This is a genomic window from Sneathiella sp. (genome assembly GCF_041689005.1).
Taxonomy (GTDB): Bacteria; Pseudomonadota; Alphaproteobacteria; order Sneathiellales; family Sneathiellaceae; genus Sneathiella.
Genome location: NZ_JBDNHC010000047.1, coordinates 29,403 through 52,409, shown reverse-complemented (window position 1 = coordinate 52,409; position 23,007 = coordinate 29,403). Strand labels below are relative to the sequence as shown.

Annotated in this window: 22 protein-coding genes; 8 read left to right on the top strand and 14 right to left on the bottom strand. The window is 52.7% G+C overall.

Annotated features, from left to right (window positions below):
- From ACESNI_RS05770 to ACESNI_RS05750, 5 genes are all read left to right on the top strand, one after another.
- Window positions 1-2,120, top strand: a 2,120-nt coding sequence (locus ACESNI_RS05770) for a chemotaxis protein CheW (protein WP_373085558.1), incomplete at its 5' end; no start/stop codon positions are given.
- Between the two features lie 2 nt (window positions 2,121-2,122).
- Window positions 2,123-2,572, top strand: coding sequence for a chemotaxis protein CheW (locus ACESNI_RS05765; RefSeq protein WP_373085557.1), 450 nt, complete (start codon window positions 2,123-2,125; stop codon window positions 2,570-2,572).
- A gap of 17 nt (window positions 2,573-2,589) precedes the next feature.
- Window positions 2,590-2,955: a PleD family two-component system response regulator gene (locus ACESNI_RS05760; RefSeq protein WP_373085556.1), complete on the top strand. Its 366-nt coding sequence runs from the start codon at window positions 2,590-2,592 to the stop codon at window positions 2,953-2,955.
- 63 nt (window positions 2,956-3,018) lie between these two features.
- Complete coding sequence (locus ACESNI_RS05755; protein WP_373085555.1) at window positions 3,019-4,119, top strand: chemotaxis response regulator protein-glutamate methylesterase; 1,101 nt, start codon at window positions 3,019-3,021, stop codon at window positions 4,117-4,119.
- The gene (locus ACESNI_RS05750; RefSeq protein WP_373085554.1) at window positions 4,116-4,952 is read left to right on the top strand and encodes a protein-glutamate O-methyltransferase CheR; all 837 of its coding nucleotides are present in this window, start codon (window positions 4,116-4,118) and stop codon (window positions 4,950-4,952) included. Before ACESNI_RS05755 ends, ACESNI_RS05750 begins: the two co-directional genes overlap by 4 nt.
- A gap of 115 nt (window positions 4,953-5,067) precedes the next feature.
- Here ACESNI_RS05750 and ctrA read toward each other — a convergent pair whose 3' ends face one another.
- Window positions 5,068-5,769 carry a response regulator transcription factor CtrA gene (ctrA, locus tag ACESNI_RS05745; RefSeq protein ID WP_373085553.1) on the bottom strand — a complete coding sequence of 234 codons (702 nt, stop codon included), beginning with the start codon at window positions 5,767-5,769 and terminating at the stop codon, window positions 5,068-5,070.
- Between the two features lie 188 nt (window positions 5,770-5,957).
- On the opposite strand from ctrA, the gene fliI reads away from it, so the two are divergent.
- Window positions 5,958-7,289: a flagellar protein export ATPase FliI gene (fliI, locus tag ACESNI_RS05740; protein WP_373085552.1), complete on the top strand. Its 1,332-nt coding sequence runs from the start codon at window positions 5,958-5,960 to the stop codon at window positions 7,287-7,289.
- A gap of 34 nt (window positions 7,290-7,323) precedes the next feature.
- A complete protein-coding gene (locus ACESNI_RS05735; RefSeq protein WP_373085550.1) occupies window positions 7,324-7,746 on the top strand; it encodes a hypothetical protein in 423 nt (140 codons plus the stop codon).
- A gap of 12 nt (window positions 7,747-7,758) precedes the next feature.
- Here ACESNI_RS05735 and ACESNI_RS05730 read toward each other — a convergent pair whose 3' ends face one another.
- Complete coding sequence (locus ACESNI_RS05730) at window positions 7,759-8,667, bottom strand: rhodanese-related sulfurtransferase (RefSeq protein ID WP_373085549.1); 909 nt, start codon at window positions 8,665-8,667, stop codon at window positions 7,759-7,761.
- A gap of 100 nt (window positions 8,668-8,767) precedes the next feature.
- Here ACESNI_RS05730 and ACESNI_RS05725 point away from each other — a divergent pair, with 100 nt between their 5' ends.
- The gene (locus ACESNI_RS05725; protein ID WP_373085548.1) at window positions 8,768-9,121 is read left to right on the top strand and encodes an MmcQ/YjbR family DNA-binding protein; all 354 of its coding nucleotides are present in this window, start codon (window positions 8,768-8,770) and stop codon (window positions 9,119-9,121) included.
- On the opposite strand, the gene ACESNI_RS05720 is transcribed toward ACESNI_RS05725, so the two are convergent.
- The 12 genes from ACESNI_RS05720 to flgE form a co-directional block, all read right to left on the bottom strand.
- Entirely contained in the window at window positions 9,118-10,866 is a 1,749-nt protein-coding gene (locus ACESNI_RS05720; protein ID WP_373085547.1) for a hypothetical protein, read from the bottom strand. The two genes, ACESNI_RS05725 and ACESNI_RS05720, sit on opposite strands and share 4 nt — an antisense overlap.
- A gap of 16 nt (window positions 10,867-10,882) precedes the next feature.
- On the bottom strand, window positions 10,883-11,692 hold the full coding sequence (locus ACESNI_RS05715; RefSeq protein WP_373085546.1) for a MinD/ParA family protein: 810 nt from the start codon (window positions 11,690-11,692) through the stop codon (window positions 10,883-10,885).
- Window positions 11,689-12,807, bottom strand: a complete 1,119-nt coding sequence (locus tag ACESNI_RS05710) for a hypothetical protein (protein ID WP_373085545.1) — start codon at window positions 12,805-12,807, stop codon at window positions 11,689-11,691. The genes ACESNI_RS05715 and ACESNI_RS05710 overlap by 4 nt, the downstream gene beginning before the upstream one ends.
- 11 nt (window positions 12,808-12,818) lie before the next feature.
- Window positions 12,819-14,873, bottom strand: coding sequence for a flagellar biosynthesis protein FlhA (gene flhA, locus ACESNI_RS05705; protein WP_373085562.1), 2,055 nt, complete (start codon window positions 14,871-14,873; stop codon window positions 12,819-12,821).
- 93 nt (window positions 14,874-14,966) lie between these two features.
- On the bottom strand, window positions 14,967-16,349 hold the full coding sequence (locus tag ACESNI_RS05700) for a sigma-54 interaction domain-containing protein (protein WP_373085544.1): 1,383 nt from the start codon (window positions 16,347-16,349) through the stop codon (window positions 14,967-14,969).
- Between the two features lie 20 nt (window positions 16,350-16,369).
- Window positions 16,370-17,152, bottom strand: coding sequence for a motility protein A (locus ACESNI_RS05695; RefSeq protein ID WP_373085543.1), 783 nt, complete (start codon window positions 17,150-17,152; stop codon window positions 16,370-16,372).
- A gap of 11 nt (window positions 17,153-17,163) precedes the next feature.
- Window positions 17,164-17,463 (bottom strand): flagellar motor switch protein FliN, encoded by a 300-nt coding sequence (gene fliN, locus ACESNI_RS05690; RefSeq protein ID WP_373085561.1) that lies wholly within the window; start codon window positions 17,461-17,463, stop codon window positions 17,164-17,166.
- Between the two features lie 94 nt (window positions 17,464-17,557).
- On the bottom strand, window positions 17,558-18,247 hold the full coding sequence (locus ACESNI_RS05685) for a hypothetical protein (protein ID WP_373085542.1): 690 nt from the start codon (window positions 18,245-18,247) through the stop codon (window positions 17,558-17,560).
- 9 nt (window positions 18,248-18,256) lie between these two features.
- A complete protein-coding gene (gene fliG, locus ACESNI_RS05680) occupies window positions 18,257-19,270 on the bottom strand; it encodes a flagellar motor switch protein FliG (RefSeq protein WP_373085541.1) in 1,014 nt (337 codons plus the stop codon).
- A gap of 15 nt (window positions 19,271-19,285) precedes the next feature.
- A complete protein-coding gene (fliF, locus tag ACESNI_RS05675) occupies window positions 19,286-20,962 on the bottom strand; it encodes a flagellar basal-body MS-ring/collar protein FliF (protein ID WP_373085540.1) in 1,677 nt (558 codons plus the stop codon).
- 238 nt (window positions 20,963-21,200) lie between these two features.
- Window positions 21,201-21,500: a DUF1153 domain-containing protein gene (locus ACESNI_RS05670; protein WP_373085539.1), complete on the bottom strand. Its 300-nt coding sequence runs from the start codon at window positions 21,498-21,500 to the stop codon at window positions 21,201-21,203.
- Between the two features lie 149 nt (window positions 21,501-21,649).
- Window positions 21,650-22,972, bottom strand: coding sequence for a flagellar hook protein FlgE (gene flgE, locus ACESNI_RS05665; RefSeq protein ID WP_373085537.1), 1,323 nt, complete (start codon window positions 22,970-22,972; stop codon window positions 21,650-21,652).
- Window positions 22,973-23,007 lie beyond the last annotated feature (35 nt).

Sequence of the window (23,007 nt, the reverse complement as noted above, 5' to 3'; positions counted from 1 at the left end):
AGGTAGAGCTCGCAGTAGAGAAGTCGCCAAAGGGCGCCAGTATTGCCAACCAGAGCATTCGCGTAAATGTACAGATGCTGGAACGGCTCATGACCATGGTAAGCGAACTGGTGCTGACCCGTAACCAGTTAATGCAAATGGTTCGGGGGATGGGCGACAATGAATTCACGGTGCCGCTTCAGCGGTTGAACCATGTGACCACTGAACTGCAGGAAGGGTTGATGAAAACCCGTATGCAGCCGATTGGTAATGCCTGGTCGAAACTCCCGCGTATTGTTCGGGATTTAAGCCATGAACTGGGTAAAAAAATTGATCTGGTCATGCAGGGGGCGGAAACGGAACTGGATCGCCAGGTTCTGGAACTGATCAAGGACCCGCTCACGCACATGGTTCGAAATTCCGCAGATCATGGGCTGGAACCGCCAGAAGAACGGGCTGCCAACGGCAAAGCCGAGAGGGGGAGAATCATCCTCAATGCCTTTCACGAGGGCGGGCATATCATTGTTACGATTGTAGACGACGGCCGCGGCCTAAATTGCGATAAGATCACGAAGAAACTCCTTGAAACCGGCTTGGCAACGGAAAATGAAATCGCGGGAATGAGCACCCAGCATATTCATAACTTCATTATGCGCCCCGGTTTTTCAACCGCTGATAAAGTTACAAATGTCTCTGGTCGTGGCGTTGGAATGGATGTGGTCCGCTCGAATATTGAAAAAATCGGCGGCACGATAGCGTTGACGTCGGAAGAAGGGGTCGGATCAACCTTTACAATCAAAATCCCCCTGACTCTCGCGATTGTTTCCGCTCTGATCGTCGAATGCTGCGGTGAACGGTTCGCGATACCGCAGACGAGCGTAATCGAACTTGTCCGGACATCAAACACCGCCGGTAGTGGCAACATTATCGAGATGATCAATGATACCCCCGTTTTCAGATTGCGCGATCATCTGTTGCCCTTGATCTACCTGAATGAAGTGCTCCGTCTTGAGACCGCCGCCGATGAAATCGCCGGACAAAGCAGCGCGAAGGGAACCGAGGAATTTATTATTGTCACACAGCTTGGAAATTCCACTTTCGGTATCGTCGTCGATCAGGTTTTCGACACTGAGGAAATCGTCGTAAAACCAATCGCCCCAATCCTGAAAAATCTTGCAATTTTTTCCGGAAACACAATTCTCGGTGATGGTAGCGTGATCATGATCCTCGATCCGAATGGTATTGCGACATTATGTGGTGATGCGATGATCGGGGAAAATCATGCGGTTAAGGAAGATGTCGGCCAAATTATTACGGCCGACGACACCACTGCCTTATTGGTGTTTCGCGCGGGCGGGGTTGAGTTGAAGGCGGTTCCGCTGTCCCTTGTCGCCCGGCTTGAGGAAATTGATGTGCAATCCATCGAAACAGCGAACGGCAGAATGGTGGTGCAGTATCGCGAGCAATTGATGCCACTTGTAAAGGCCGAGGATAATACCCGGATTCCAGAGAAGGGACGTCAACCGATCCTCGTTTTCAATGACCAGAACCGGATAATGGGACTGATCGTCGATGAGATCGTTGATATCGTCGAAGACCGGCTTAATATTGAAATATCATCCAATCAGGATGGATATATAGGCAGCGCGATTGTCAGGGAAAAGGCGACGGACATCCTTGATATAGGCTATTTCCTGAAACAATGCTTTGGTGACTGGTTTAACCGTCAGGACACACGTCCCTTGGGGCGGACCCCGGTAAAGCAGAAGGTGCTGCTTGTGGATGACAGTCCCTTCTTTCGCAATATGCTGGTTCCGCTGCTGACAACAGCAGGATATGACGTGAGTACAGCGGAAAACGGATCAGATGCACTGGAACTGCGCGAACATGGCAAATCCTTCGACATTATTATCAGCGATATCGAAATGCCGGTCATGGACGGGTTTCAGTTTGCCGAAGCGGTACTCGGTGATGAACGATGGAAGAATACCCCGGTTGTCGCTCTGTCATCCCATACGACACAGAATGATTTTGATCGTGGCAGAGATGTCGGCTTTTCAGATTATGTCGCCAAATTTGACCGGGATTCATTAATGAACAGCCTCTCGCGAACCCTTGCAACCGCTGGATATGGAAAATAGGAATGGGGAATATACAGGAATATGTGACGATTTCGATTGCCGGCCAGATGTTTGGGATTCCGGTGCTTGAAGTTTATGATGTACTGAATGGTCTGAGCTTGACCAGAATTCCGTTGGCACCTCCGGAAATTGCCGGTGTCCTCAATCTTCGCGGTCGTATCGTAACGGCCATTGATGTCCGCAAGCATCTCGGGATGCCAGCGCGGGAATCGGGCCATACTGGAATGAGTGTTGTTGTTGAACAATGGGGAGAGCCCTACAGCCTGATGATCGATAGCGTCGGCGAAGTGCTGAGCCTTAATTCGAATGATTTACAGCCGACGCCGGCGACCTTGAATGCGCGATGGCGGAAAGTTTCAGACGGGGTTTATCGTCTCGACGGGAAGCTTCTTGTTGTCTTGAACATCGAGCATCTGTTGGATTTTGCAGATTACTCGACGATTGCCGCATAAGGAACCGGAGAATATCTATGACATCATGTTTAATTGTTGATGATTCCAAAGTCGTCCGGATGGTTGCCAGGAGAATTCTTGAGGACCTGAAATTCGCAATCCTTGAGGCTGATAACGGCAAAGGAGCGCTGGATACCTGTCTTGAGAAAATGCCCGACGTAATTTTACTCGACTGGAATATGCCGGTCATGAATGGCATCGATTTTTTACGGAACCTGCGCGGGTCATCCGAAGGTGCCCAGCCTATCGTAATTTTCTGCACGACTCAAAATGATGTCGCTCATATCCGCGAGGCGATCTCTGCCGGGGCAAACGAATATATCATGAAACCATTCGACAGAGCGATTATCGAAGCAAAATTTACACAAGTAGGAGTAATCTGAATCGTGCAATCCGGTGTTTTAAATATATGCCAGGCATCCGATTTAGGCGATCCTTACCGGGTCATGATTGTCGATGACTCCGCGATAATTCGTGGCTTTTTATCCAGATGGCTGGATGCGGAATCCGATATAGAAGTTGTTGCGTTTGCCGCTACCGGCGTAGTCGCCCTGCGGGAATTTGAACGGATACGTCCCGAGGTTATTATTCTTGACATTGAAATGCCGGAAATGGACGGACTTACCGCCTTGCCGAAACTTGTGGAACTGGATCCGGACGTGCAGATCATTATGGCATCGACTCTGACACGTCGCAACGCGACCATCAGCCTGAAGGCACTTTCGAATGGGGCCGCGGATTATATTGCAAAACCGGAATCTACACGGTCGCCCGAAGAAAGGGAATTGTTTCAACGCAATCTGATCGATAAGGTCCGCGCGCTGGGCGTACGCCGACGGGCGGTACATTCGAAAGGTCGAGGTCCTGTTCAATTCCCGCCGCAGTCCCTGAATATTAAAGAAATGGCAGAAAAAAACACGCCTGTTCGACCCGCAATTAATTTACGCACGATGGTGAAAACGCCCCGGCCTAAAGCTATTGCCATCGGTGCGTCCACGGGTGGGCCGCAGGCGTTGTTTGAACTTTTTGCGGGGCTGAAGGGTAAAATAACCCTGCCCATTTTTATCACCCAGCATATGCCCGCAACATTTACGGCAATTCTGGCAGAGCATCTGGGTAAGATATATCAAAAAGAATGCGCCGAAGCAAAAGACGGGGAGACGATCACCGACAATCGGGTGTATGTCGCGCCGGGAAACTGGCATATGACTGTCATCGGCGATGAAAAGCAGGCCAAAATCCGGCTGAACCAGGCACCGCCAGAAAATTATTGCCGCCCGTCGGTCGACCCTATGCTCCGGAGCTTGCAAACAGTCTATGGAGGACAGGTACTGACGATTATGTTGACCGGAATGGGTCAGGACGGGCTTCTTGGTTGTCAGAAGCTCGTAGCTTCAGATGCGCCGGTCATTGCCCAGGATGAAAAGACAAGTGTGGTTTGGGGAATGCCGGGAAAAGTGGCCAATGCCGGTCTTTGCAATTTTGTGCTGCCGTTACAGGATATACCTTTGGCGATTGAAAATTTGACGATGGCGAGACCCTTATGAATACTATGGATTTCCAGCTTTTCAGCGAAATAGTTCATGCGAGATCCGGACTCGTTTTGACCGAAGAGAAAGTGTATCTGCTTGAAAGTCGACTAGTGCCCCTCGCACGGCGTCGCGGTCTCGACAGCCTTGAGGACTTGGGCAACGAAGTGCGGCGCCATAAGGATGAGCGCCTCATGACTGAAATTACCGAAGCAATGACGACCAACGAAACGTTTTTTTTCAGGGATAACAAGCCGTTTGAAGCCTTCAAAAATGTTGTGCTTCCCCAGCTTTTGCAGTCCCGGGCGGCAAAAAAATCACTCCGTATTTTGAATGCCGCCTGTTCAACTGGGCAGGAGCCCTATTCGCTTGCCATGCTCCTCAAGGAGGAAGCTGCGAAAATGGCGGGATGGCGGGTCGAGATCATGGCGACCGATATTTCTAATGACGTCCTGGAAAAGGCCAAAGCCGGATTGTATTCGCAATTCGAAGTACAGCGTGGCCTGTCCATCCAACTACTGGTTAAATATTTCCAGCAAATAGGCGAGATGTGGCAGATCGACAGTTCAATCCGGGCAATGGTGAAGTTCCAGAACAAGAATTTGCTGGATGACTCATCCGCACTTGGCCAGTTTGACGTGATCTTCTGCCGAAATGTTCTGATATATTTTGATCAAAAGACGAAGATAAAGGTACTTGGCTCATTGCATAATATACTGGTGGAGGATGGTGCCCTGTTCCTTGGCGGCGCTGAAACCGTTCTTGGAATTTGTGATGATTTTAAGCCGGTAGATGGACAAAGAGGGGTCTATACCTCTGTGACGGGCGGATTGATGGCAGCAACTGGCTGATATTCCATCGGGCTTGCAGCTGACATTTCCAATTTAAGCCTAGGACACAAAAAAACGCCCGCGAATATTTCAGAATTCGCGAACGCTTTTTTTGGGATTGATTTAGCGGAAAGGGCTAACTTGCCTTTGCTTGCAAGCCTTCTTCAGGGTCCCGCAAGACATATCCGCGGCCCCATACTGTTTCGATATAATTGTCTCCGTCTGTCGCCGCCGCCAATTTCTTGCGAAGCTTGCAGACGAAAACATCGATAATTTTCAACTCTGGTTCATCCATGCCACCATAAAGATGGTTGAGGAACATTTCCTTTGTGAGTGTCGTGCCCTTTCGCAGGCTCAACAGCTCAAGCATTCCGTATTCCTTGCCGGTCAGGTGCAACCGCTGGCCGCTTACCTCAACAGACTTGGAATCCAGATTAACTGTCAATTTACCCGTCTGTATCGTTGACTGGGCATGACCCTTTGATCGACGAACGATGGCATGAATACGTGCAACAAGTTCATCTTTATTAAAAGGTTTGGTAAGATAATCGTCCGCTCCGAAGCCCAACCCCTTAACCTTGTCATCTGGTTCGGACATGCCGGACAGAATTAGGATAGGCGTTGTTACCTTGGCCGTACGAAGCTTTTTCAGGACTTCATATCCAGACATATCGGGCAAGCCCAAATCCAGTATAATGATGTCGTAATCATAAAGTTTACCAAGATCGACGACTTCTTCTCCAAGGTCGGTCGTGTAAACGTTTAATCCCTCAGCACTCAGCATCAATTCAATGCCTCGGGCCATCGAGCTGTCGTCTTCAATTAATAATACCCGCATTAACAGTACCTCCTGTACCCGGCTAGTATTAACAATTTAACTTAATAAATGGTTAAAGCCCAAGACAAAAATTAACTATCTTTATTAACCTGTTTTTGCGGCATTTACGAAACGTTAAATGATCTCCTCCACAATGGGCTTTCACAGCGGATTTTTTTAGTTCTAATTTCAGTATCGGAGCCGTGGTAGTGCAACGCATAATTTCCGAAATCAGCAAAATGACATCTATGCAATATTATGGGCGCGTTGCTGCAATTCAGGGGCTGCTGGTCGAAATTGGGGGTATCCAGAGACATTTAAGTATCGGCAGTCGTGTCAATCTGCTGGCGCGTGAGGGCGGGCATGTGACCTGTGAGGTTGTGGGTTTTCGCAATGATCGCGCGTTGTTGATGCCGTTCGGAACACTTGAGGGCATCGGCATTGGATGTAAGGCTGAGGTGGCGGAGCGGGATCCCGTCATCTGTCCCGACGAAAGCTGGCTTGGCCGTGTCGTAAATGCCATGGGCGAGCCGATTGACGGCGGACCGCCGTTGATATCTGGAAATACCAGCGTTCCCTTTCGGAACACACCCCCTCCGGCTCATGAGCGTATGCGTGTCGGGGAGAAAATAGATCTGGGCGTTCGGGTTCTTAATTCCTTCGTGACATGTTGCCGGGGGCAGCGAATGGGTATTTTTTCGGGCTCCGGCGTCGGCAAATCTGTCCTGCTGTCAATGCTCTCCCGCAATACCGTTGCGGATGTCAATGTTATTGGCCTTATCGGCGAGCGTGGCCGGGAAGTACAGGAATTTATTGAGGATGACCTGGGTGAGGAAGGGCTGAAACGAAGTGTTGTCGTCATCGCAACTTCGGATGAATCAGCGCTGATGCGCCGTCAGGCGGCTTATTTGACATTGTCGCTTGCGGAGTATTTCCGGGATCAGGAAAAGGATGTCCTGTGCCTGATGGACAGCGTCACACGTTTTGCCATGGCCCAGCGTGACATCGGCCTGTCCGGCGGAGAGCCGCCCGCGAGTAAAGGCTACACACCGACCGTTTTCAGCGAATTGCCAAAACTGCTGGAGCGAGCCGGGCCGGGGACAGGAAAGGGCAGCATCACTGGACTGTTTACCGTCCTTGTCGAAGGGGACGATCATAACGAGCCGATTGCCGATGCGGTGCGCGGCATTCTCGATGGTCATATCGTGATGGAGCGGCAAATTGCAGAACGGGGCCGCTATCCCGCCGTAAATGTTCTGAGATCAATCTCGCGGACAATGCCAGCCTGCAATACGGAAGCGGAAAACGCGATCATATCAAGGGCCAGGCGTTATCTGGCTACCTATGAGGATATGGCGGAAATGATACGGCTTGGTGCCTATCGCCAAGGTGCCGATCCCGATGTCGATGAAGCAATCCATTATTTTCCTTTGCTTGAGAAATTCATGTCGCAGCAAAAGCGGGAGCAGACGAGCCTGGAAGATTGTTATATTGAACTCGAAAAAATCCTCAACACCCAACCGCATGAAGAACTGGTGTAATGGATGAGAGAGCTGAAATCAGGAAAATGATGATATGAAGGGATTAGAAAGCCTTATCCGGGTTCATAAATGGAAACTCGATGAAAAGCGCCGTGAACTTGGCGATTTTGAAAAGCTGCGTGGTGGCTTTCTTAACCAGCTCAATGATTTGAAAATGGATTTGCATCGTGAACAGGAAATCGCGACACAACATGCAGATGTCAGTTTCTCCTTTGTAAGTTATGCCCGGGCAACGCGGGAGCAGCAGGATAATCTTGTTGCCAGCATCGAGGAACTGGATGGCAAAATTGAGGTTCTGACCGACGAAGTAGCGGTCTGTTTTCAGGAATTAAAGAAATACGAAATTGCGGTGGATATTCGGGGCACCCGGCAGAAATATGAACGCCAGAGAACTGAGCAAATCGAGCTTGATGATATTGCAATCGATATGCACCGGCGAAAAAGTCACCATATATAGGATCAAGTCAGGCTAGATCTTAGAGCCGATGTGGCTTTCGTTGCGTTGTGTCGCCAGGTCGATTTGCTTCTGGCGATCTGCGAAACGGCTTTTTTGCTCTTCGGTAAGGCTGTCATGGCACCTGGGACAGGAGATCCCCTTGCTATAAAGTGGGGAGGCCTTGTCCTCCTCGGTTATTGGATAGCGGCAGGCATAACACTGATCATAAGATCCTTTTTCTAGTTTGCCATTAACCGTGACGCGCTGGTCGAAAACAAAACATTCTCCTTCCCAACTGCTGTCTTCAGCGGGAACATCCTCCAGATATTTTAAAATGCCGCCCTGCAAATGATAAACATTTTCAAAGCCTTTCGCGAGCAGGTAGGAGGTGGATTTCTCACAGCGTATGCCGCCGGTGCAGAACATTGCCACCTTTTTATGTTGGGAGGCATCCAGCTTTTCCTCAACAAAAGCCTTGAAATCCCGGAACGACTTGGTCTGCGGATTAATCGCCCCCTTAAAGGTTCCCACCTCAACCTCATAGTCGTTGCGGGTATCGACCAGCAACACGTCCGGGTCACTGATCAGGGTATCCCAGTCTTCTGGCTTCACATAAGTGCCGACAGTCTGGCGCGGGTCGAGCCCCGGGGCGCCAAGGGTTACAATTTCCTTTTTGAGACGAACCTTCATCCGATAAAAGGGGCGAGTTTCATTGATTGATTCTTTGTATTGAAGGTCATCGAATCGTGGATCAGAGCTCAAGAACGCGAGCAAGCCATCAATCGCCTCCCGTGAGCCGGAAACCGTACCATTAATACCTTCTTCGGCCAGCAGCAAAGTGCCCTGAATCCCTAGGGACTTACAGAGGTTTAACAGCTTCGGGTGCAATTCCTCGTAATCCGGAAGGGCGACAAATTTGTATAATGCCGCAACGATGACCATAATCCAGTTTCCGCATGCTATTGGTATCGCCGGGAATATGGCTTAGCGGGCTGTTGGTATCAAGCCGGAAGTTAAAAAAGGAACGAAAGAAAGCCGAAAGATGATGAGGGACGAGTTTGATAGTTTTTGCGGGTCATTCCCCGCGGCGACAAATACTATACAGTGGGGGAACGCGTCAGTCTGGAAAATTGGCGGCAAAATATTTGCGGTTTGCTCCCATTGGGGACCCGGCACGGCGGACAAAATCAGTTTTAAATGTACCGACTTGAGTTATGCCGTGTTGACAGAGCAGGAAAGTATCATTCCCGCGCCCTACCTCGCGCGGGCCAAATGGGTCCAGTTACAATCGCCAACGGCGATGACGGACAGGGATGTCAGGCTCTATATACAGAAAGCCTATTCGATAGTGAAAGGCAAGCTTACCAAGGTGGCTCGTGCCGATCTTGGTATTTAGAGGCCTTCCTCCCACTCTTTCAGCGGATTAACCGGAAAGGGCGAGATGGTTTTGAAGTTCAGGTATCCCTGCAACCCGGAAATTTCGATATGTTCGGAGAAAAGCGTCAGGATGTGATTCTTCATATCGGCAGGCATTTCGCTCTGGCTCCGGATCGTCAAATCAAAAAAGCGGCGCTTGAACAGGCCATCCAGTTGCATCGGGCCTGATTTTGACAAATTGAGCTCAATGACGAAGCGGGTGGTATCATTGTGATCTTCCCCCGCTTCCGGATTTTTATGGTGTCGATGAAACATCCGGATCTGGCGAAGATTATTGCCGTCAAAGAACGGGAAATTGAGACTTTTCCAGTCCTGTCCACCATTGTCCGTATGCAATCGCGAAAATGTCGCGAAATCATCTTCTAGGGCGTGTAAAAGGCGGGCGTGCCCGGCCTCCTTCAGGCTGCGACTGAAATCATGCCCGAGCCAATTTTCGACGGTTCCCAGATGCAGCGCTGACATAAAAAACAACAGACTGCCCGAAAGCTTGCTGTCAGCCTGGGGAACTACAGTGCTGATAACGGTCTGTGCTAGGAGTGGGTCATGCGCTGCGACAGCGTTCATGGCGTCTCGTAAATTCTGCCAGTCCCCCATCGGACTGAGCTGAGGAAGCCGCAATCCGGGTTGCTGCACGTCCGCCGACGAAAGCGGGAATACCGAAATCACATCGGCAACGGCAACCTGCGCGGTTGTCCCGACTATCGGCGGTTTCATCGTTAGATATGAAACATTGCCGAAGGGTGTCTGGAGATGGACCTGTGTCATTCCTGTCGTTGCGGACCGTCCACCGACGGCAATAATGGCGCCATGAAAAATCATGTTGTCAGGGGGAAGAGGACCGCCGCCGGCCCCTTGCGGCCGGACAATCAGGTTGATTTTATCCCCTGCCGCAAGCGTGACCGGCCCCCGCGACGAGGGCATGGCGCTATTTGGATTGGGACTCGTAACCTCTGCTGTGACGATATTATATTTCGAGAGGAGGGCCGCGTTAGCGGCCAATGGGCGTATTTCCGGCGAAGATTGTAATGCTGCCGGGCCCTGACGTTGATAGTTTGCCACAGCCTGCGGGTTAGAGCGAGTGGGAGTCGCGAGACCATCTGCTCCCAACTCTATTGAGAGCCGTGCCAATTGTTCGCCACTGAAACGCGGGGGCTGTGCGAGGGCACGGGCAGCCAATATTTCGGGGCTTTTACCTGAAACAGTTGCCTGTCCGAGCCGCGCGGCCAGATCCCGCGTTTCGTATTTAAGGTCAGCCGGATGAAGCTGCCCGGCTTTAATATACCCCTCCGCTATTAAAACAGCTTTGTCGACTGTCGGGACGAGCTTGACATCCATCGGCGGCGAAAATTCCTTGCCGTTCATGGCGAGGAGGCGGGCGTGAATAACGTCTTCAACCTCGGTAATTTCAAATGTGATGTGACTACCGAGCGTGAGCTGGTTTTGAGTTGTCAGTCGAAAATTACCGTATTCAGTGTGAAGGATGACATTATCGCCGCCCGCTTTCGCGGTGACCACGGCATTTATCTTTGTATTTTCAGGGAGTGCGGACCGGACGGCGGGCTTGTCGGCCGCAGGCAGTTCCGACTGGCCGGTCGTCACGGTGGCTGAATTTGCGGGCGCAACTTCTCCGCTCCCTGTGGCAGGGGTATGGGCCGTCCCAGACACGGGGGACGGAACACCGGATGTGGATCGAATGCCGCTCATGGATACCTACTGCATATTACGCAGTCCCTTTCATGATTTTCTGGGCAACGTCGTCAATATTCCCGGCGGCAGTGCTCGTCGGGTATCGTGTCAGCAATCCGGATTGCGCGCGGATTGCGCTCGCAATTTTCTCATCCTGCTCAATGATACCCATCAGTGGCGGCTCAATTTTAAGGAAATTGCGGCAGGCATTCAGCAGTTTATCGTAAATTTTCCGCCCTTCCCCCTGCGACTTGGCCATATTCACCAGAATGCGAAGATCGGCATCCGGATTTTGCTGCAGGGTTACCTTGATATAAGCGTAGGCGTCCGTCAGCGATGTCGGGTCGCCGGTGGTCACGACGATTTTGGGACCGGCGCCATCGGTGAGGGAGCGAACCTCTTCATCAATCCCGGCGCCAAGATCAAGGATGACATGATCATAGGACGAGGCGAGGACAGCAAGATCCTGGCGGATTTTTCGTAAAACTTCGCCTCGTAATGAGGAAAGTGCGCCTGATCCTGAGCGGCCTGCAATCAGGTCGAACCTGCCCGGCGCAAACGGGATAATGATGTCAGAAAGCGTCATGTCGCCTGCGATGACAGAGCCAAGGTCCCGCTCCGGCATGATTCCGAGTTGGATATCGACATTGGCAAGGCCGACATCGCCATCAAACAGCAGGACTTTTTGTCCGGCTTTTGCCAGCGACTGGCTCAGGCTTACGGCAAGAACCGTTTTCCCGACTCCGCCCTTGCCCGAGGCAATCGTGATCAGGTTGCTCCCGGCTATTTGCGTGGCGGGATGCGAGACTGGGCGGTTACGGCGTGGACTTTCTGTCTGTATCATGATTTTACCTTATCAAATTCTTTGCCGACACCTGTTTCCGTGGGATCCCTGAGGAGTAATCGGGCGAGGTTTACGGGGGTAATGACGTGAAGTCCGGTTGCCACGGACGGAGAAACGCTGGCGTAGGAAAAACTCAGATTGGCCGTATGGGCAGCGGTAAAAATACCGCCGTAGCGACGGGTCGTATCGAGCCGCGTGACAATCATCCGGCGGGCCCCGAGGGCAGCGAAAATCTCTGCTGTGTCACTCATTTCCGCGGTGTCCGTGCCAGCCGCAAGAACCGCGACGGGCTCTGCTTTCGCCGCAATAATTTTCCGGGTAAGGCCAGAGACCTCGTCTGCATCATAGATATTGATGCCACCGGTATCGATCAGGATATCCGACCCGTCAGAAAGCTCGGGGCTTTTAGCGATATTTTCGAGTTCCCGATCGGTTGCGATGACATGTAGTTTAAATTCCAGAATGTCAGCATAGGATTGAAGTTGGTCGATGGCACCCGGCCGGCTTGTATCGGTCGTGATAAGATGAACCTTTCGGCCCTCCATTTTGGCAGCGGCCGCAAATTTGGCGATGGTGACCGTTTTTCCGACGCCGGGGGGACCAACCAGCATTAACGGTGTTTTCCTTGCCTGAATACGCGAGGAATATTTGTAATGGCTGTCGAGAGCCGCCGCGAGGGCAATCGTTGTGTCCCCCGACTTGACGGCGAGGGCCATCCGGCAGAGCTTTTCCGCGAGCAGGGTAGGGAGGCCGTGATAGGCCATGGATTGCACCAGCAGCTCCATCTTGGGTGTAACGCCAAGGGTCGGAGCGGAGGCCTCGTTGCCATTATCCCGTAAAGTGGCGATTTCGCGGTTCAACGCAGTCTTCCCGGCGCGCCGGGGCGGGGGCGGACTTTGGGGGTCGGTTTTCCAGTCCTTGTCCCAGTCCATTGCCCAATTATCAGCTATCGGCGGGGCGGGCGGCGTGTCGTTCTGCTCGACCGCGGCGGTTAATTGCACCTCGCCTGTTGTCATGTTTTGGGTGGACAGAATAATGGCCTCGTCGCCCATTTCAAGGCGGACCCGGCTCATTGCCTTTTCCATCGTGGCAGCTGTGTAGGTTTTGATCCGCATTTACTGGACCCTCAAACCTGCGCAAGCGTTTTAAGCTTGGCCTTGGGGTGAATTTCGTTTTGCGACATTACAACCGTCGTTGGCCGGAATCGCTCGATTATGGACCGCACATACGGCCGGATTGCTGGGCTGGTCAGTAGCACGGGATTATGACCCTGGCCCGCCAAAGTATCGAAGGTTTCCCGGACCTTGGCGATGAATTCCTGCAACTGGCTCGGTGCCATGGAAAGCTGGCGTTCCTCACCTTGTCCCACGATGGCGGTGGCGAAATTCTGCTCCCATTGCGGGGACAGCGTAAGCAGCGGGATATATCCGTTGTCGCTTGTATTAGCGGCCGAGATCTGGCGGGCGAGGCGAGCCCGCACATGCTCGGTGATCGTGTTGATATTTTGCGAATATCCCGTGGCTTCGGAAATCCCTTCCAGAATGGTTGGCAGGTCGCGAATGGAGATCCGTTCCGACAGCAGGCTTTGCAGGATCCGCTGAATGCCGCTGACGGATATCAGGCTTGGGATCAGGTCGGCGACCAGTTTCTGATGAACGCTTGGCAGATCATCCAGCAGTTTCTGTGTTTCCGCATAGGACAGCAGATCCGGCATGTGGTCTTTCAGAATTTCCGTCAGATGTGTCGTAATGACGGTTGCCGGATCGACGACCGTGTAGCCGCGGAAAGAGGCTTCCTCGCGCTGTCCGGCATCTACCCAGACAGCAGGCAGGCCAAATGTCGGCTCTGAAGTTTCTTCTCCCGGAAGATCTATGGGAAGGCCCTGTGGATCCATTACCAGCAGATTATTGGGGCGGATGTCACCGGTTCCGGCTTCCACTTCCTTGACCCGGACCAGATAGTTGTTCGCCGGGAGCTGCATGTTATCGAGAATGCGGACACTCGGCATGACAAAGCCCATTTCGCTGGCGATCTGGCGACGTAATGCCTTGATCTGGTCGGTCAGCTTGTAGCCTTCAGTATCATTGATAAGCGACAGCAATCCATAGCCGAGTTCGAGACGGAGATCGTCAATGGCGAGGGCCGTGGAAATCGGCTCTTCCATCGGGACCGCCGATTTCTTGTCGTCAAGCAGGAGCTGTTCTTCCTCAAAGGCCTGATTAGCTTTTCTCTGGTTGAGAATAAAGGACGCATAGCCGATGCCACCAGCGAGGATCAGGAAAGGGAACATCGGTACGCCGGGAAGCAGCGATAAACCGACAAGCAAGAAAGCGCTGACACCGAGGGCGCGGGGATATCCGCCGAGCTGGCTAAAGAGGGCCTTGTCTGTGGATCCAAGAACGCCGCCACGGGAAACCAGAAGACCGGCAGCAATAGAGACGATCAGCGCGGGCACCTGGCTGACAAGCCCATCGCCGACCGTGAGCAGGGTGTAGCTGTTGGCGGCTTCGCCAAACGTCAGACCTTCCTGCGCGACGCCGATGATGATGCCGCCGATGATGTTTATGAAAGTAATTAGAAGTCCGGCAATGGCGTCACCGCGCACGAACTTTGACGCACCGTCCATGGCCCCGAAGAAACCGCTTTCGTCCTCAAGCTCCTTACGGCGCTTTCTGGCGGTATCTTCGTTGATCATGCCCGCAGATAAATCCGCATCAATGGCCATTTGCTTGCCGGGCATGGCATCCAGGGAAAACCGCGCCGCGACTTCGGCGATCCGGCCCGAACCCTTGGTGATGACGACAAAATTCACCAGGACAAGGATGGAAAAGACAATGATACCGATAATGAAATTGCCGCCCATGACAAAACTGCCGAACGCCTCGATCACATGGCCTGCGGCCTGCGGGCCGGTATGGCCTTCTGACAGGATCAGGCGGGTTGAGGCAAGGTTGAGGGACAGACGCAGCATTGTCGCGATCAGCAGGACAGTCGGAAATGAGCTGAAATCAAGAGGTTTCGAGATAAACAAACATGTCATCAGGATCACGACGGAAAAGGTGATCGAGATCGCGAGACTGAAATCCAGCAGCCAGCTTGGCAGTGGCAGGATCAAGACAATCAGGATGCAGACGACACCCAGCGCAAGCCCGATATCGCTGCGGCCGACGATGCTGACCATCCGTTGCAGAAAGTCAGCTCCCCCCTCGGGTTGGGCCGCAACGTCTGTTGTCCGAAGATTACTCATTTACAGGATGCTTTCTGGTAAGTTTAATTAGGCGCGAAGGCCATAGCGCTGGTCGGCACCAGTCATCGGTACAGAGATACCTTCATCCGTGTAAATCTTGAGCTTGTTGCGCAGGGTTCTAATTGAAATACCGAGAATGTTGGCGGCGTGGGTCCGATTGCCAAAGCAGTGATCGAGAGTATTCAGGATCAGATCCTTCTCTACATCCGCCACTTTTCGACCCACAAGGGCAGAATTGACTTCGGTCGTGTCCGTCGATTGCACACCGTTATTTGCGCTGGAGGTTGCCTGACCACCGACAGGCGTTGCACTGCCGTCAGGCATCAAGATAGCCTCACCGCTGATTACGTCGCCCTGACACAGTAAGACGGCACGGTGAATGGTATTTTCGAGCTCCCGCACATTGCCTCTCCAGGGATTTATCTGCAGTTTGGCCATCGCGGTTTCATCGATGCTTTTAAGGCTCATCCCGTTCGCTTCGGAGTATTTTTTCACGAAATGGTGGGATAGGGCCTCAATATCGACAGGGCGATCGCGGAGGGGCGGGATTTTCAGTGTAACCACGTTAAGCCGGAACAGCAAATCCTCCCGAAAGGTTCTCTCCGCCACGGCTTCCGCCAGATCCCGGTTCGATGTCGCAATGATGCGAATATCCACAGGAACGGGCTTGGTACCGCCAACGCGGTCGATCACTTTTTCCTGAATGGCGCGCAGCAGTTTGGCTTGCAGCTGGATATCCATTTCGCTTATTTCATCGAGCAGCAATGTGCCGCCATTCGCTTCTTCAAATTTACCGATACGCCGGGCGATGGCGCCGGTGAAGGAGCCTTTTTCATGCCCGAATAATTCAGATTCAAGCAGGTTTTCCGGGATTGCCGCGCAGTTTACGCAGACATAAGGCTTGTCGGCGCGTCGGCTGTGGGAATGCAGGTAGCTTGCCATGACTTCCTTGCCGGTCCCGGTTTCCCCGTTAATCAGGACGGAGGCAGAGGAGGGAGCGATCTGCTCGGCCAGCGAAACCACATTTTTCATTGCCGGATCGGCAAATACGAGCTTGTTATTCTCTTGGGCAACCGCCTCCAGGACCGCCGCGATCAATTCTGGATCGGGGGGAAGGGGCAGGAATTCCTTGGCGCCGGCGCGAATGGCGTTTGCCGCCGCGGTGGCATCCGTATTGACCCCACAGGCAATGATGGGAAGATTGATCCGTTCGCTTGCGAGACTGTCGACCAGCGACTTGATGGGCAGGTTGACATCCATCATCGCCATGTCCGCGCCTTTTCCCGAGCGCAAGGATGCAAGGGCCATGTCGATATCGTCTACCTGGCTCACCTTGGCACCACGGGACATGGCAATTTGACTCGCCGCGCCGATTTGGCCGTTCAGGGACCCAATTATCAACAACCTCATCTGCTTACTCTCCTCACAAACTAACTAAAATACTGCACGCGGCTTGCCGGCGGCAGTAGCGTATTCAATAACATTTCAAGACGGCGCGGATTTTCCTGCCGGCCAATTGACGTCGCGCCCAGCATGAACACCCGGTTCAGCAGGACTTCCTCAGCGGAGTTGCGCTCCAGCTTTGAGGCGAGCGGACTAAAAAACATATTTGCAAGCACAGCCCCATAAAAGGTTGTTAGCAGCGCGACGGCCATGGCGGGGCCAATGCTTGTCGGATCATTCAGGTTACCCAGCATTTGTACGAGGCCGACCAGTGTGCCGATAAGGCCCATGGCGGGCGCAACTTCCGCCGCCTTCCTCAGAACACCAGAGCCGGAGTTATGGCGGGCAATCATGCCGTTCAAATCATTTTGCAGGATGCGGCTGACTTCCTCGACCGGCAGGCCGTCGACGACGAGCTGCAGGGATTTTCGCTGGAAACTGTCATCGGCCAGCGACAACAAGTGGCTTTGAAGTTGCAGAACGCCTTTTCCGCGGCATTTTTCGGCAAGGTCCAGCATTGAATAGGCGGCGTAGTCTGGCGTGATACGGCGGGTGAAAATCGTACTTGCAATCAGTTTCTGTGCCCGGACGACTTCCTGCATCGAAAAGCTGATGGTTGTCACCAGGAAGGTTCCTCCCAACACCAACAGCACAGACGGCAGGTTAAAGAACGAGGCGACGGCACCACCCATTAGAACAGCACCGGTCACCAGCGTAAAGCTGCCGAAAAGGCCCAGTACTGTTGCAATGTCCAGTTTATTCACAACCATCCCCGTCGTTACTAGCGTCTGTCAGACTTGATGATTTCCGTCATGGTCACACCAAGACGGTCTTCGACGACGACGACTTCCCCGCGAGCGACGAGGCGGTTATTGACGTAGATGTCAATTGCCTCCCCTACCTTGCGGTCGAGTTCAATGACGGTGCCGCGCCCAAGCTTCAACAACTGGCTGACGCGCATGCGGGACTTTCCGAGCACCGCCGTGACATGCACCGGAATATCGAAAACGGCTTCAAGGTCCGCCGCAGTCCGCGCCAGCTCCGTATCCTCTTCCATGTCCGAATTTGAGGAAATAGCCATCGACTTCGCCTGCTCGGGAGCGGCTGAATCCTGTTGGCTCTCCGGGCTGTTGCCAAGATCCTCAAGATTTAATTCTTTATCTTCCGCCACGTTTTTACTCCTTGCTTTCATGTGTGTGAGGGACACTGTCATTCTGGTTCCCGGGTTCATTGCCTGGACTACGGATAGACTGGGCAAATCGGCTGACAATGCCGCTCATTTTTTGCTGAAGGTCTTCAAGGTTTCTTTCAACGCCTCCATCCGCCCATTCGACGCGGCAATCTCCCGTCTTTTTCGTTTGATCAGGAAGCAGAATGACATTTCCCTGAAATCCGGACGCAATGGATATCTCGTCGACCTTGCCCGCCAGCTTTTCACAGATATCGTCACTCGCCCGAACTACAATTCTGGGTTCATCCCGAAGGTCAGAGAGACATTCCTCAAATAGTTTGAGGACTTCCTCTTCCGGGTGCTGCTGGATCAGGCTCGATGCCAATTTCTTGGCAATTGTCAAGGCAAGCTGGGCTGCGTCGCGTTTGACGGCCAGCATCTTTGCGTCATGTGTTCCCATCAACTCCTGAAGTTGTGTGCTTATTGCGGCCAGAGTAAGCGAAACGCCATTTTCTATAGTTTCCTGTGTCTGGCTTTCCCCCATGCGGACGCCGTCGTCAAAAGCCTGGATTTTCAGCTCGGCCATGTTGCTTTCGGTATATATAGCGACTTCAGCTTTGGCCTGACGGGCTCCATCGTGCGCCGACGTGCCGTCGGGGCAGAACTCGGTGTCAAACATAAATTTATTGGTCATGGTCATTTCCTAGTAGACCAACTCGTCATCGCCGCCGCCATCGGCCAGCAGGATATCGCCCTTGTCCGCCAGTTCCTTGGCGATATTGACAATTTCCATTTGTGCCTCATCGACATCCTTCAGGCGGACAGGCCCCATGGCTTCCATGTCTTCGCGCAGGATTTTTGCCGCTCGCTCGGACATATTCGTGAAAAACAGGTCCCTCAGGCTTTCCGAGGCGCCTTTCAGGCAAATGCCGAGCCGTTCCTTATCAACATTGCGCAAGAGCGTCTGAACGCCGGCGGGATCAAGTTTCAGCAGGTCTTCGAACGTAAACATCAGCGCCTTGATCTTTTCGGCGGAGTCGCGGTTGCGTTCCTCCAGCGCCAAAATGAAACGACCTTCGGTATTGCGATCGAAATTATTGAATATTTCCGCCATCATCTCATGGCTGTCGCGCTTGTTGGATTTCGCAAGGTTGCTCATGAATTCGCTCCGGAGCGTGTCCTCAATCTTGTCGAGCACTTCCTTTTGCACCGATTCCATCTGCAACATACGGTTGACGACCTCAAGGGAGAAATCTTCCGGCAGGGTCGAGAGGACCTTTGCGGCGTGGCCGACATTGATTTTACTCATGACCACGGCCACGGTCTGCGGATATTCATTTTTCAGGTAGTTCGCGAGGACCTGCTCATTGACATTGGCAAGCTTGTCCCACATCGTGCGTCCCGCCGGACCCCGGATTTCCTCCATGATGCCTTCGACTTTTTCGCCGGAAAGCGCTTTCATCAATAACCGCTCGGTTGCCTCATAGGTACCAACGATATTCCCCGTGGAGGATATCTTGCTGGCGAACTCGACAAATAGGGATTCCATGACTTCAGATGACACGGACCCTAGGTTGGACATAGCCTGGGAGATCTCCTTGACCTCTTCCTCGTCGAGGCGTGTCCATAATTCCTTGGTATGCTCGTCTCCGAGTGCCAGCATCATCACCGCGGCCTTGTCGGGTCCAGCGAGATTTTTTAATTCATTAATAGCCATTACAATGCTGTCCTCTTACGCGTCGTGATAGAGCCAGGTGCGAAGAATGGAGATCGCTTCATCCGGATGCTTGTCAACAATTTCACTTACCTTATTCAATGTGGATGTTTTGACCTGACCGTCGACCCGATCGAGATCGATCTTGCTGTCAACCTCGTTGAGGGTTTCCGCCTGACCACTGCCGGACGAATTGCCGATGGCCATCAGTGCGCCGGAATTGCCGCCCGGGAACGCGCCGCCCGCGGCTCCGCCGGGCCCCGCGAGGGCCGGTGTCCCTCCGCCAATGGTGAGCGCCCTGTTCAACAACGGGCGTACAACCAACAATAGGGACAACAGAGCGACAATGACCATGACGCCCATTTCCCCCATTTTGAAGAGATCGGCCTTGGTAAGGCCCATGAAGATGTCATCAGAAACCGGCGCATCCGCTGAGAAATCCTCAACGACCTTTACAAAGGGCATATTGACGACCTCGACAACATCGCCGCGTTTTTCATTAAATCCGATGGCGGATTTTACGAGACGGCTGACCTGTAGCAACGCGTCTTCTGCGAGCGGCTGATAGGTCCGTGTGCCATCGGCCGCAACTTCAGAGCTCCCATTGACAAGTACGGCAACTGTCTGGCGTTGGATAAGGCCAGTCTCATGCACTTCCGTCGTCACCGTTTTGGAGATTTCGTAATTGACCGTCTCCTCCGTCCGTGAAGAGGCATTCTCTGAATTGGGACCATTGTCCGTGGCGTTGTCCGCTTCGGGCAAATTATTTGCGACCGATACGGCACCGTCGGACTGTTTGCCCTCATTTGAGGAATTCGCTTCCTCGACCGTTTGCGAGGAGCGGACAACCTGGCTGTCGGGATCATAGGTTTCTGAATGTACGGTCTTTTGGTCGAAATCCATTATCGCACTTACTTCTGCCCGGACATTGCCGATCCCCAGCGATTTTTCCAGTAGCTGTTCGATTTGGGTTTTTACCCGGCTTTCATAGGCAAGGCGCTTGACGTCAGCCTGAGAACCCCCGCCTGTGCCGACGGCATCCTTGCCATCTCCGCGGGCGAGGAGATTGCCATTCTCATCGACAATGGAAATATGACTGGGCGTCAAGGAGGGGACAGCAGCGGCGGTCAAATGTTGAATGGCAGCGACCTGATCCTCCGTGAGATGGCCGCGGCCATTGAGTTTCAGAACGATAGAGGCACTGGCTTCACGCTTATCGCGGCTGAACACTTCGCGTTTTGGCAGCACCAGATGAACCCGTGCCGCCGACACATTATTCAGGGCGCGGATGGTTCTGCCAAGCTCCCCTTCCAGGGCACGGGTATAATTGACGTTTTGAACGAAACTGGTGGTGCCAAAGGTATCCGAGTTGTCAAAAATCTCGTATCCGACGGAGCCTCCGTTCGGTAACCCGGCCTGGGCCATACTTAGCCGGACGCGCGCGACCTGATCTTGCGGAATAAGGACACTCCGTCCGTCGCTTGAAATCTGGTAGAGAATATTCTCGGCTTCAAGTTTGGATACGATTGCGCCGGAGTCCGATGCTTCCAGTCCGCCATACAGTAATGCATAATCAGGGGAACTAATCCGGGACGCCATAAGCATTATCAGTGCGATCAGGCCAACCGCGACACCACCAAGGATGATTATTCTGACAGAACCCAAACTTTGAAGAAGTTGGCTTATTCCGTTCACGTGTGCCCCCACAACTATAAAATACAACTAAAACTTATCTCACTGGAAAGAAAATACTTGGAGGAGATAAATAAGAGGTTAACGGCAGGCAAAATTTGCCGAGTTGCAGGAATTTTTTGCCTAGCTGTTATATGAGGAAAATCGGATGAAAATTACTGGACGCGGAATATAGATGCAGAGCATATAAAAATGCCCGGCTTTGGGGCCGGGCATTGATGGGGCTGAATAAATTATATAATCAGTCGTTATCGTAAAAATTTTCCTGTGGCCGATATTCCTGTATCCGGGTTGTTCTCAGGCCGGGCAAACCATGTTTGTCGATCGCCTTTTGCCAGGACAGGAATTCTTCTACCGATAGGGTATACCGCCGACAGGCGTCATCGAGGCTGATTAGGCCACCGCGTACCGCGGCAACAACTTCAGCCTTGCGCCGAATAACCCATCGTTTGGTATCTTTGGGCGGCAGGTCATGAATAGACATGGGCTGCCCGTCGAGGCCGATTATTCGATTAATCTTGCGGTCCATTTGCGACTGCATTTGTACTCTTCCTTGCACTGCTTCTGTGTTTCGAGTTGAGATAATAGCCGCATCGATTTAACAAACCGCTAATGACTGTGGTTAATTTTATCTTCTGGACAAAAAAGTCAATTTTTGCCCAGAAGACAAGAGGTTACGGCGAAAAAAGGTTACCGTTTCAACCGCAGAAGCTCCTCCAGCATTTCATCTGCCGTCGTGATTATCTTGCCTGCGGCCGAATATGAGCGCTGGGTAACGATCATGCGTGTGAACTCTTCAGCGATGTCCACGGTGGAGGATTCGGTAGCAGAGGAAATAATTTTCCCAGCCCCGCCCGCGGTTGCCTCCCTGAGGGTGAATGTGCCGGAATCAGGTGTCTCGTCATAGGCATTGCCATCCAGGTTCCTTAGGCCGTTTGGATTGGCAAAGGTCGCGACGGGAACCTTGTAGATTTCCTTCGATGTGCCATTGTCAAACTTGGCAATCACGGTGCCTTCTTCATTGATAAAGACCGAGTTGAAGGATCCGAACAGGGCACCGTTTACCTCGGACGAGACCAGCTCGGAGTTGGCGGCAAACTGTGTAAAGCCATCGGATGATCCGTCGGACCCGAAGTTCAGCGTAACAGACTGGGGCGTCGTAATGCCGAGGGCGGGTCCCCAGGGGATTGAGATCGTATTGCTGAGAGTCGTTCCCGCCAGATCCAGCGTGCCGTCGGAGCCAAAGGACACGACCTGTGAGGACAGCATATTTTCAGCACCGTCGCCGTTCGTATCCGCGGTTGTCTCAACCGTCCATTCGTTCGGTGTCGCGCCGGACCCCGTCCGCAGGAAGTTAAAGGTAATACTATGGGCAGAGCCCATGCTGTCATAAACTTGGAATGACCTGGTGAAATGAGGGTCTACCGTTCCCGCCGTCATATCCCCGGCGACATAACCAGCACCAAAGCTGGTCTGGTCAGAAGAAAGGTTTGCCTTGAGGTTAATCGTTGACGTTGCCTCGGCGTTACCTGTCAGCCCTGTAATATTGACCGGGGTGAGAGCGGCAAGATCGGATTGGTTCGCTGGAATGTTGCCATTGGGGTCAATTTCCCAACCCTGCAGATAGTAGCCCTGGGCGTTACGGAGTAGTCCAGAGGCATCCGGCTCAAACGTTCCCGCGCGGGTATAGACATAGTTCCCGCCGGACACGCTGGGATCGGGGTTGGTATTAACGACAAAGAAGCCATCTCCGGCCACGGCCATGTGGGTCGAGGCATCTGAGGCTGTAATCAGGCCCTGCTTGTCAATCTGTGCCCGTGGATGGACGAGGACGCCACCGGCGGAATAGGTCGTGTCGGTAGCGCTTTCTGTCACCAGGGTCGAGAAGATCGCCTTGGTTCCTTTATACCCTATTGTGTTCGTATTCGAGATATTGTCAGCGATTGTGGCCATCGCGGTCGATTGTGCGGCGAGGCCCGAAACGCCGGAAAACATTGCTGCTGTTAAACTCATTTTATTTCTCCTGTACTACCGCCTACCAAATTCTG

Excerpts from the sequence above, each read along its gene's own strand:
- ACESNI_RS05765 (WP_373085557.1), top strand. The coding sequence starts at position 2,123 with ATGGGGAATATACAGGAATATGTGACGATTTCGATTGCCGGCCAGATG.
- ACESNI_RS05760 (WP_373085556.1), top strand. The coding sequence starts at position 2,590 with ATGACATCATGTTTAATTGTTGATGATTCCAAAGTCGTCCGGATGGTT.
- ACESNI_RS05755 (WP_373085555.1), top strand. The coding sequence starts at position 3,019 with ATGATTGTCGATGACTCCGCGATAATTCGTGGCTTTTTATCCAGATGG.
- ACESNI_RS05750 (WP_373085554.1), top strand. The coding sequence starts at position 4,116 with ATGAATACTATGGATTTCCAGCTTTTCAGCGAAATAGTTCATGCGAGA.
- ctrA (WP_373085553.1), bottom strand. The coding sequence starts at position 5,769 with ATGCGGGTATTATTAATTGAAGACGACAGCTCGATGGCCCGAGGCATT.
- ACESNI_RS05735 (WP_373085550.1), top strand. The coding sequence starts at position 7,324 with ATGAAGGGATTAGAAAGCCTTATCCGGGTTCATAAATGGAAACTCGAT.
- ACESNI_RS05730 (WP_373085549.1), bottom strand. The coding sequence starts at position 8,667 with ATGGTCATCGTTGCGGCATTATACAAATTTGTCGCCCTTCCGGATTAC.
- ACESNI_RS05725 (WP_373085548.1), top strand. The coding sequence starts at position 8,768 with ATGATGAGGGACGAGTTTGATAGTTTTTGCGGGTCATTCCCCGCGGCG.
- ACESNI_RS05720 (WP_373085547.1), bottom strand. The coding sequence starts at position 10,866 with ATGAGCGGCATTCGATCCACATCCGGTGTTCCGTCCCCCGTGTCTGGG.
- ACESNI_RS05715 (WP_373085546.1), bottom strand. The coding sequence starts at position 11,692 with ATGATACAGACAGAAAGTCCACGCCGTAACCGCCCAGTCTCGCATCCC.
- ACESNI_RS05710 (WP_373085545.1), bottom strand. The coding sequence starts at position 12,807 with ATGCGGATCAAAACCTACACAGCTGCCACGATGGAAAAGGCAATGAGC.
- flhA (WP_373085562.1), bottom strand. The coding sequence starts at position 14,873 with ATGGTCAGCATCGTCGGCCGCAGCGATATCGGGCTTGCGCTGGGTGTC.
- ACESNI_RS05700 (WP_373085544.1), bottom strand. The coding sequence starts at position 16,349 with ATGAGGTTGTTGATAATTGGGTCCCTGAACGGCCAAATCGGCGCGGCG.
- ACESNI_RS05695 (WP_373085543.1), bottom strand. The coding sequence starts at position 17,152 with ATGGTTGTGAATAAACTGGACATTGCAACAGTACTGGGCCTTTTCGGC.
- fliN (WP_373085561.1), bottom strand. The coding sequence starts at position 17,463 with ATGGCTATTTCCTCAAATTCGGACATGGAAGAGGATACGGAGCTGGCG.
- ACESNI_RS05685 (WP_373085542.1), bottom strand. The coding sequence starts at position 18,247 with ATGACCAATAAATTTATGTTTGACACCGAGTTCTGCCCCGACGGCACG.
- fliG (WP_373085541.1), bottom strand. The coding sequence starts at position 19,270 with ATGGCTATTAATGAATTAAAAAATCTCGCTGGACCCGACAAGGCCGCG.
- ACESNI_RS05670 (WP_373085539.1), bottom strand. The coding sequence starts at position 21,500 with ATGCAGTCGCAAATGGACCGCAAGATTAATCGAATAATCGGCCTCGAC.
- flgE (WP_373085537.1), bottom strand. The coding sequence starts at position 22,972 with ATGAGTTTAACAGCAGCAATGTTTTCCGGCGTTTCGGGCCTCGCCGCA.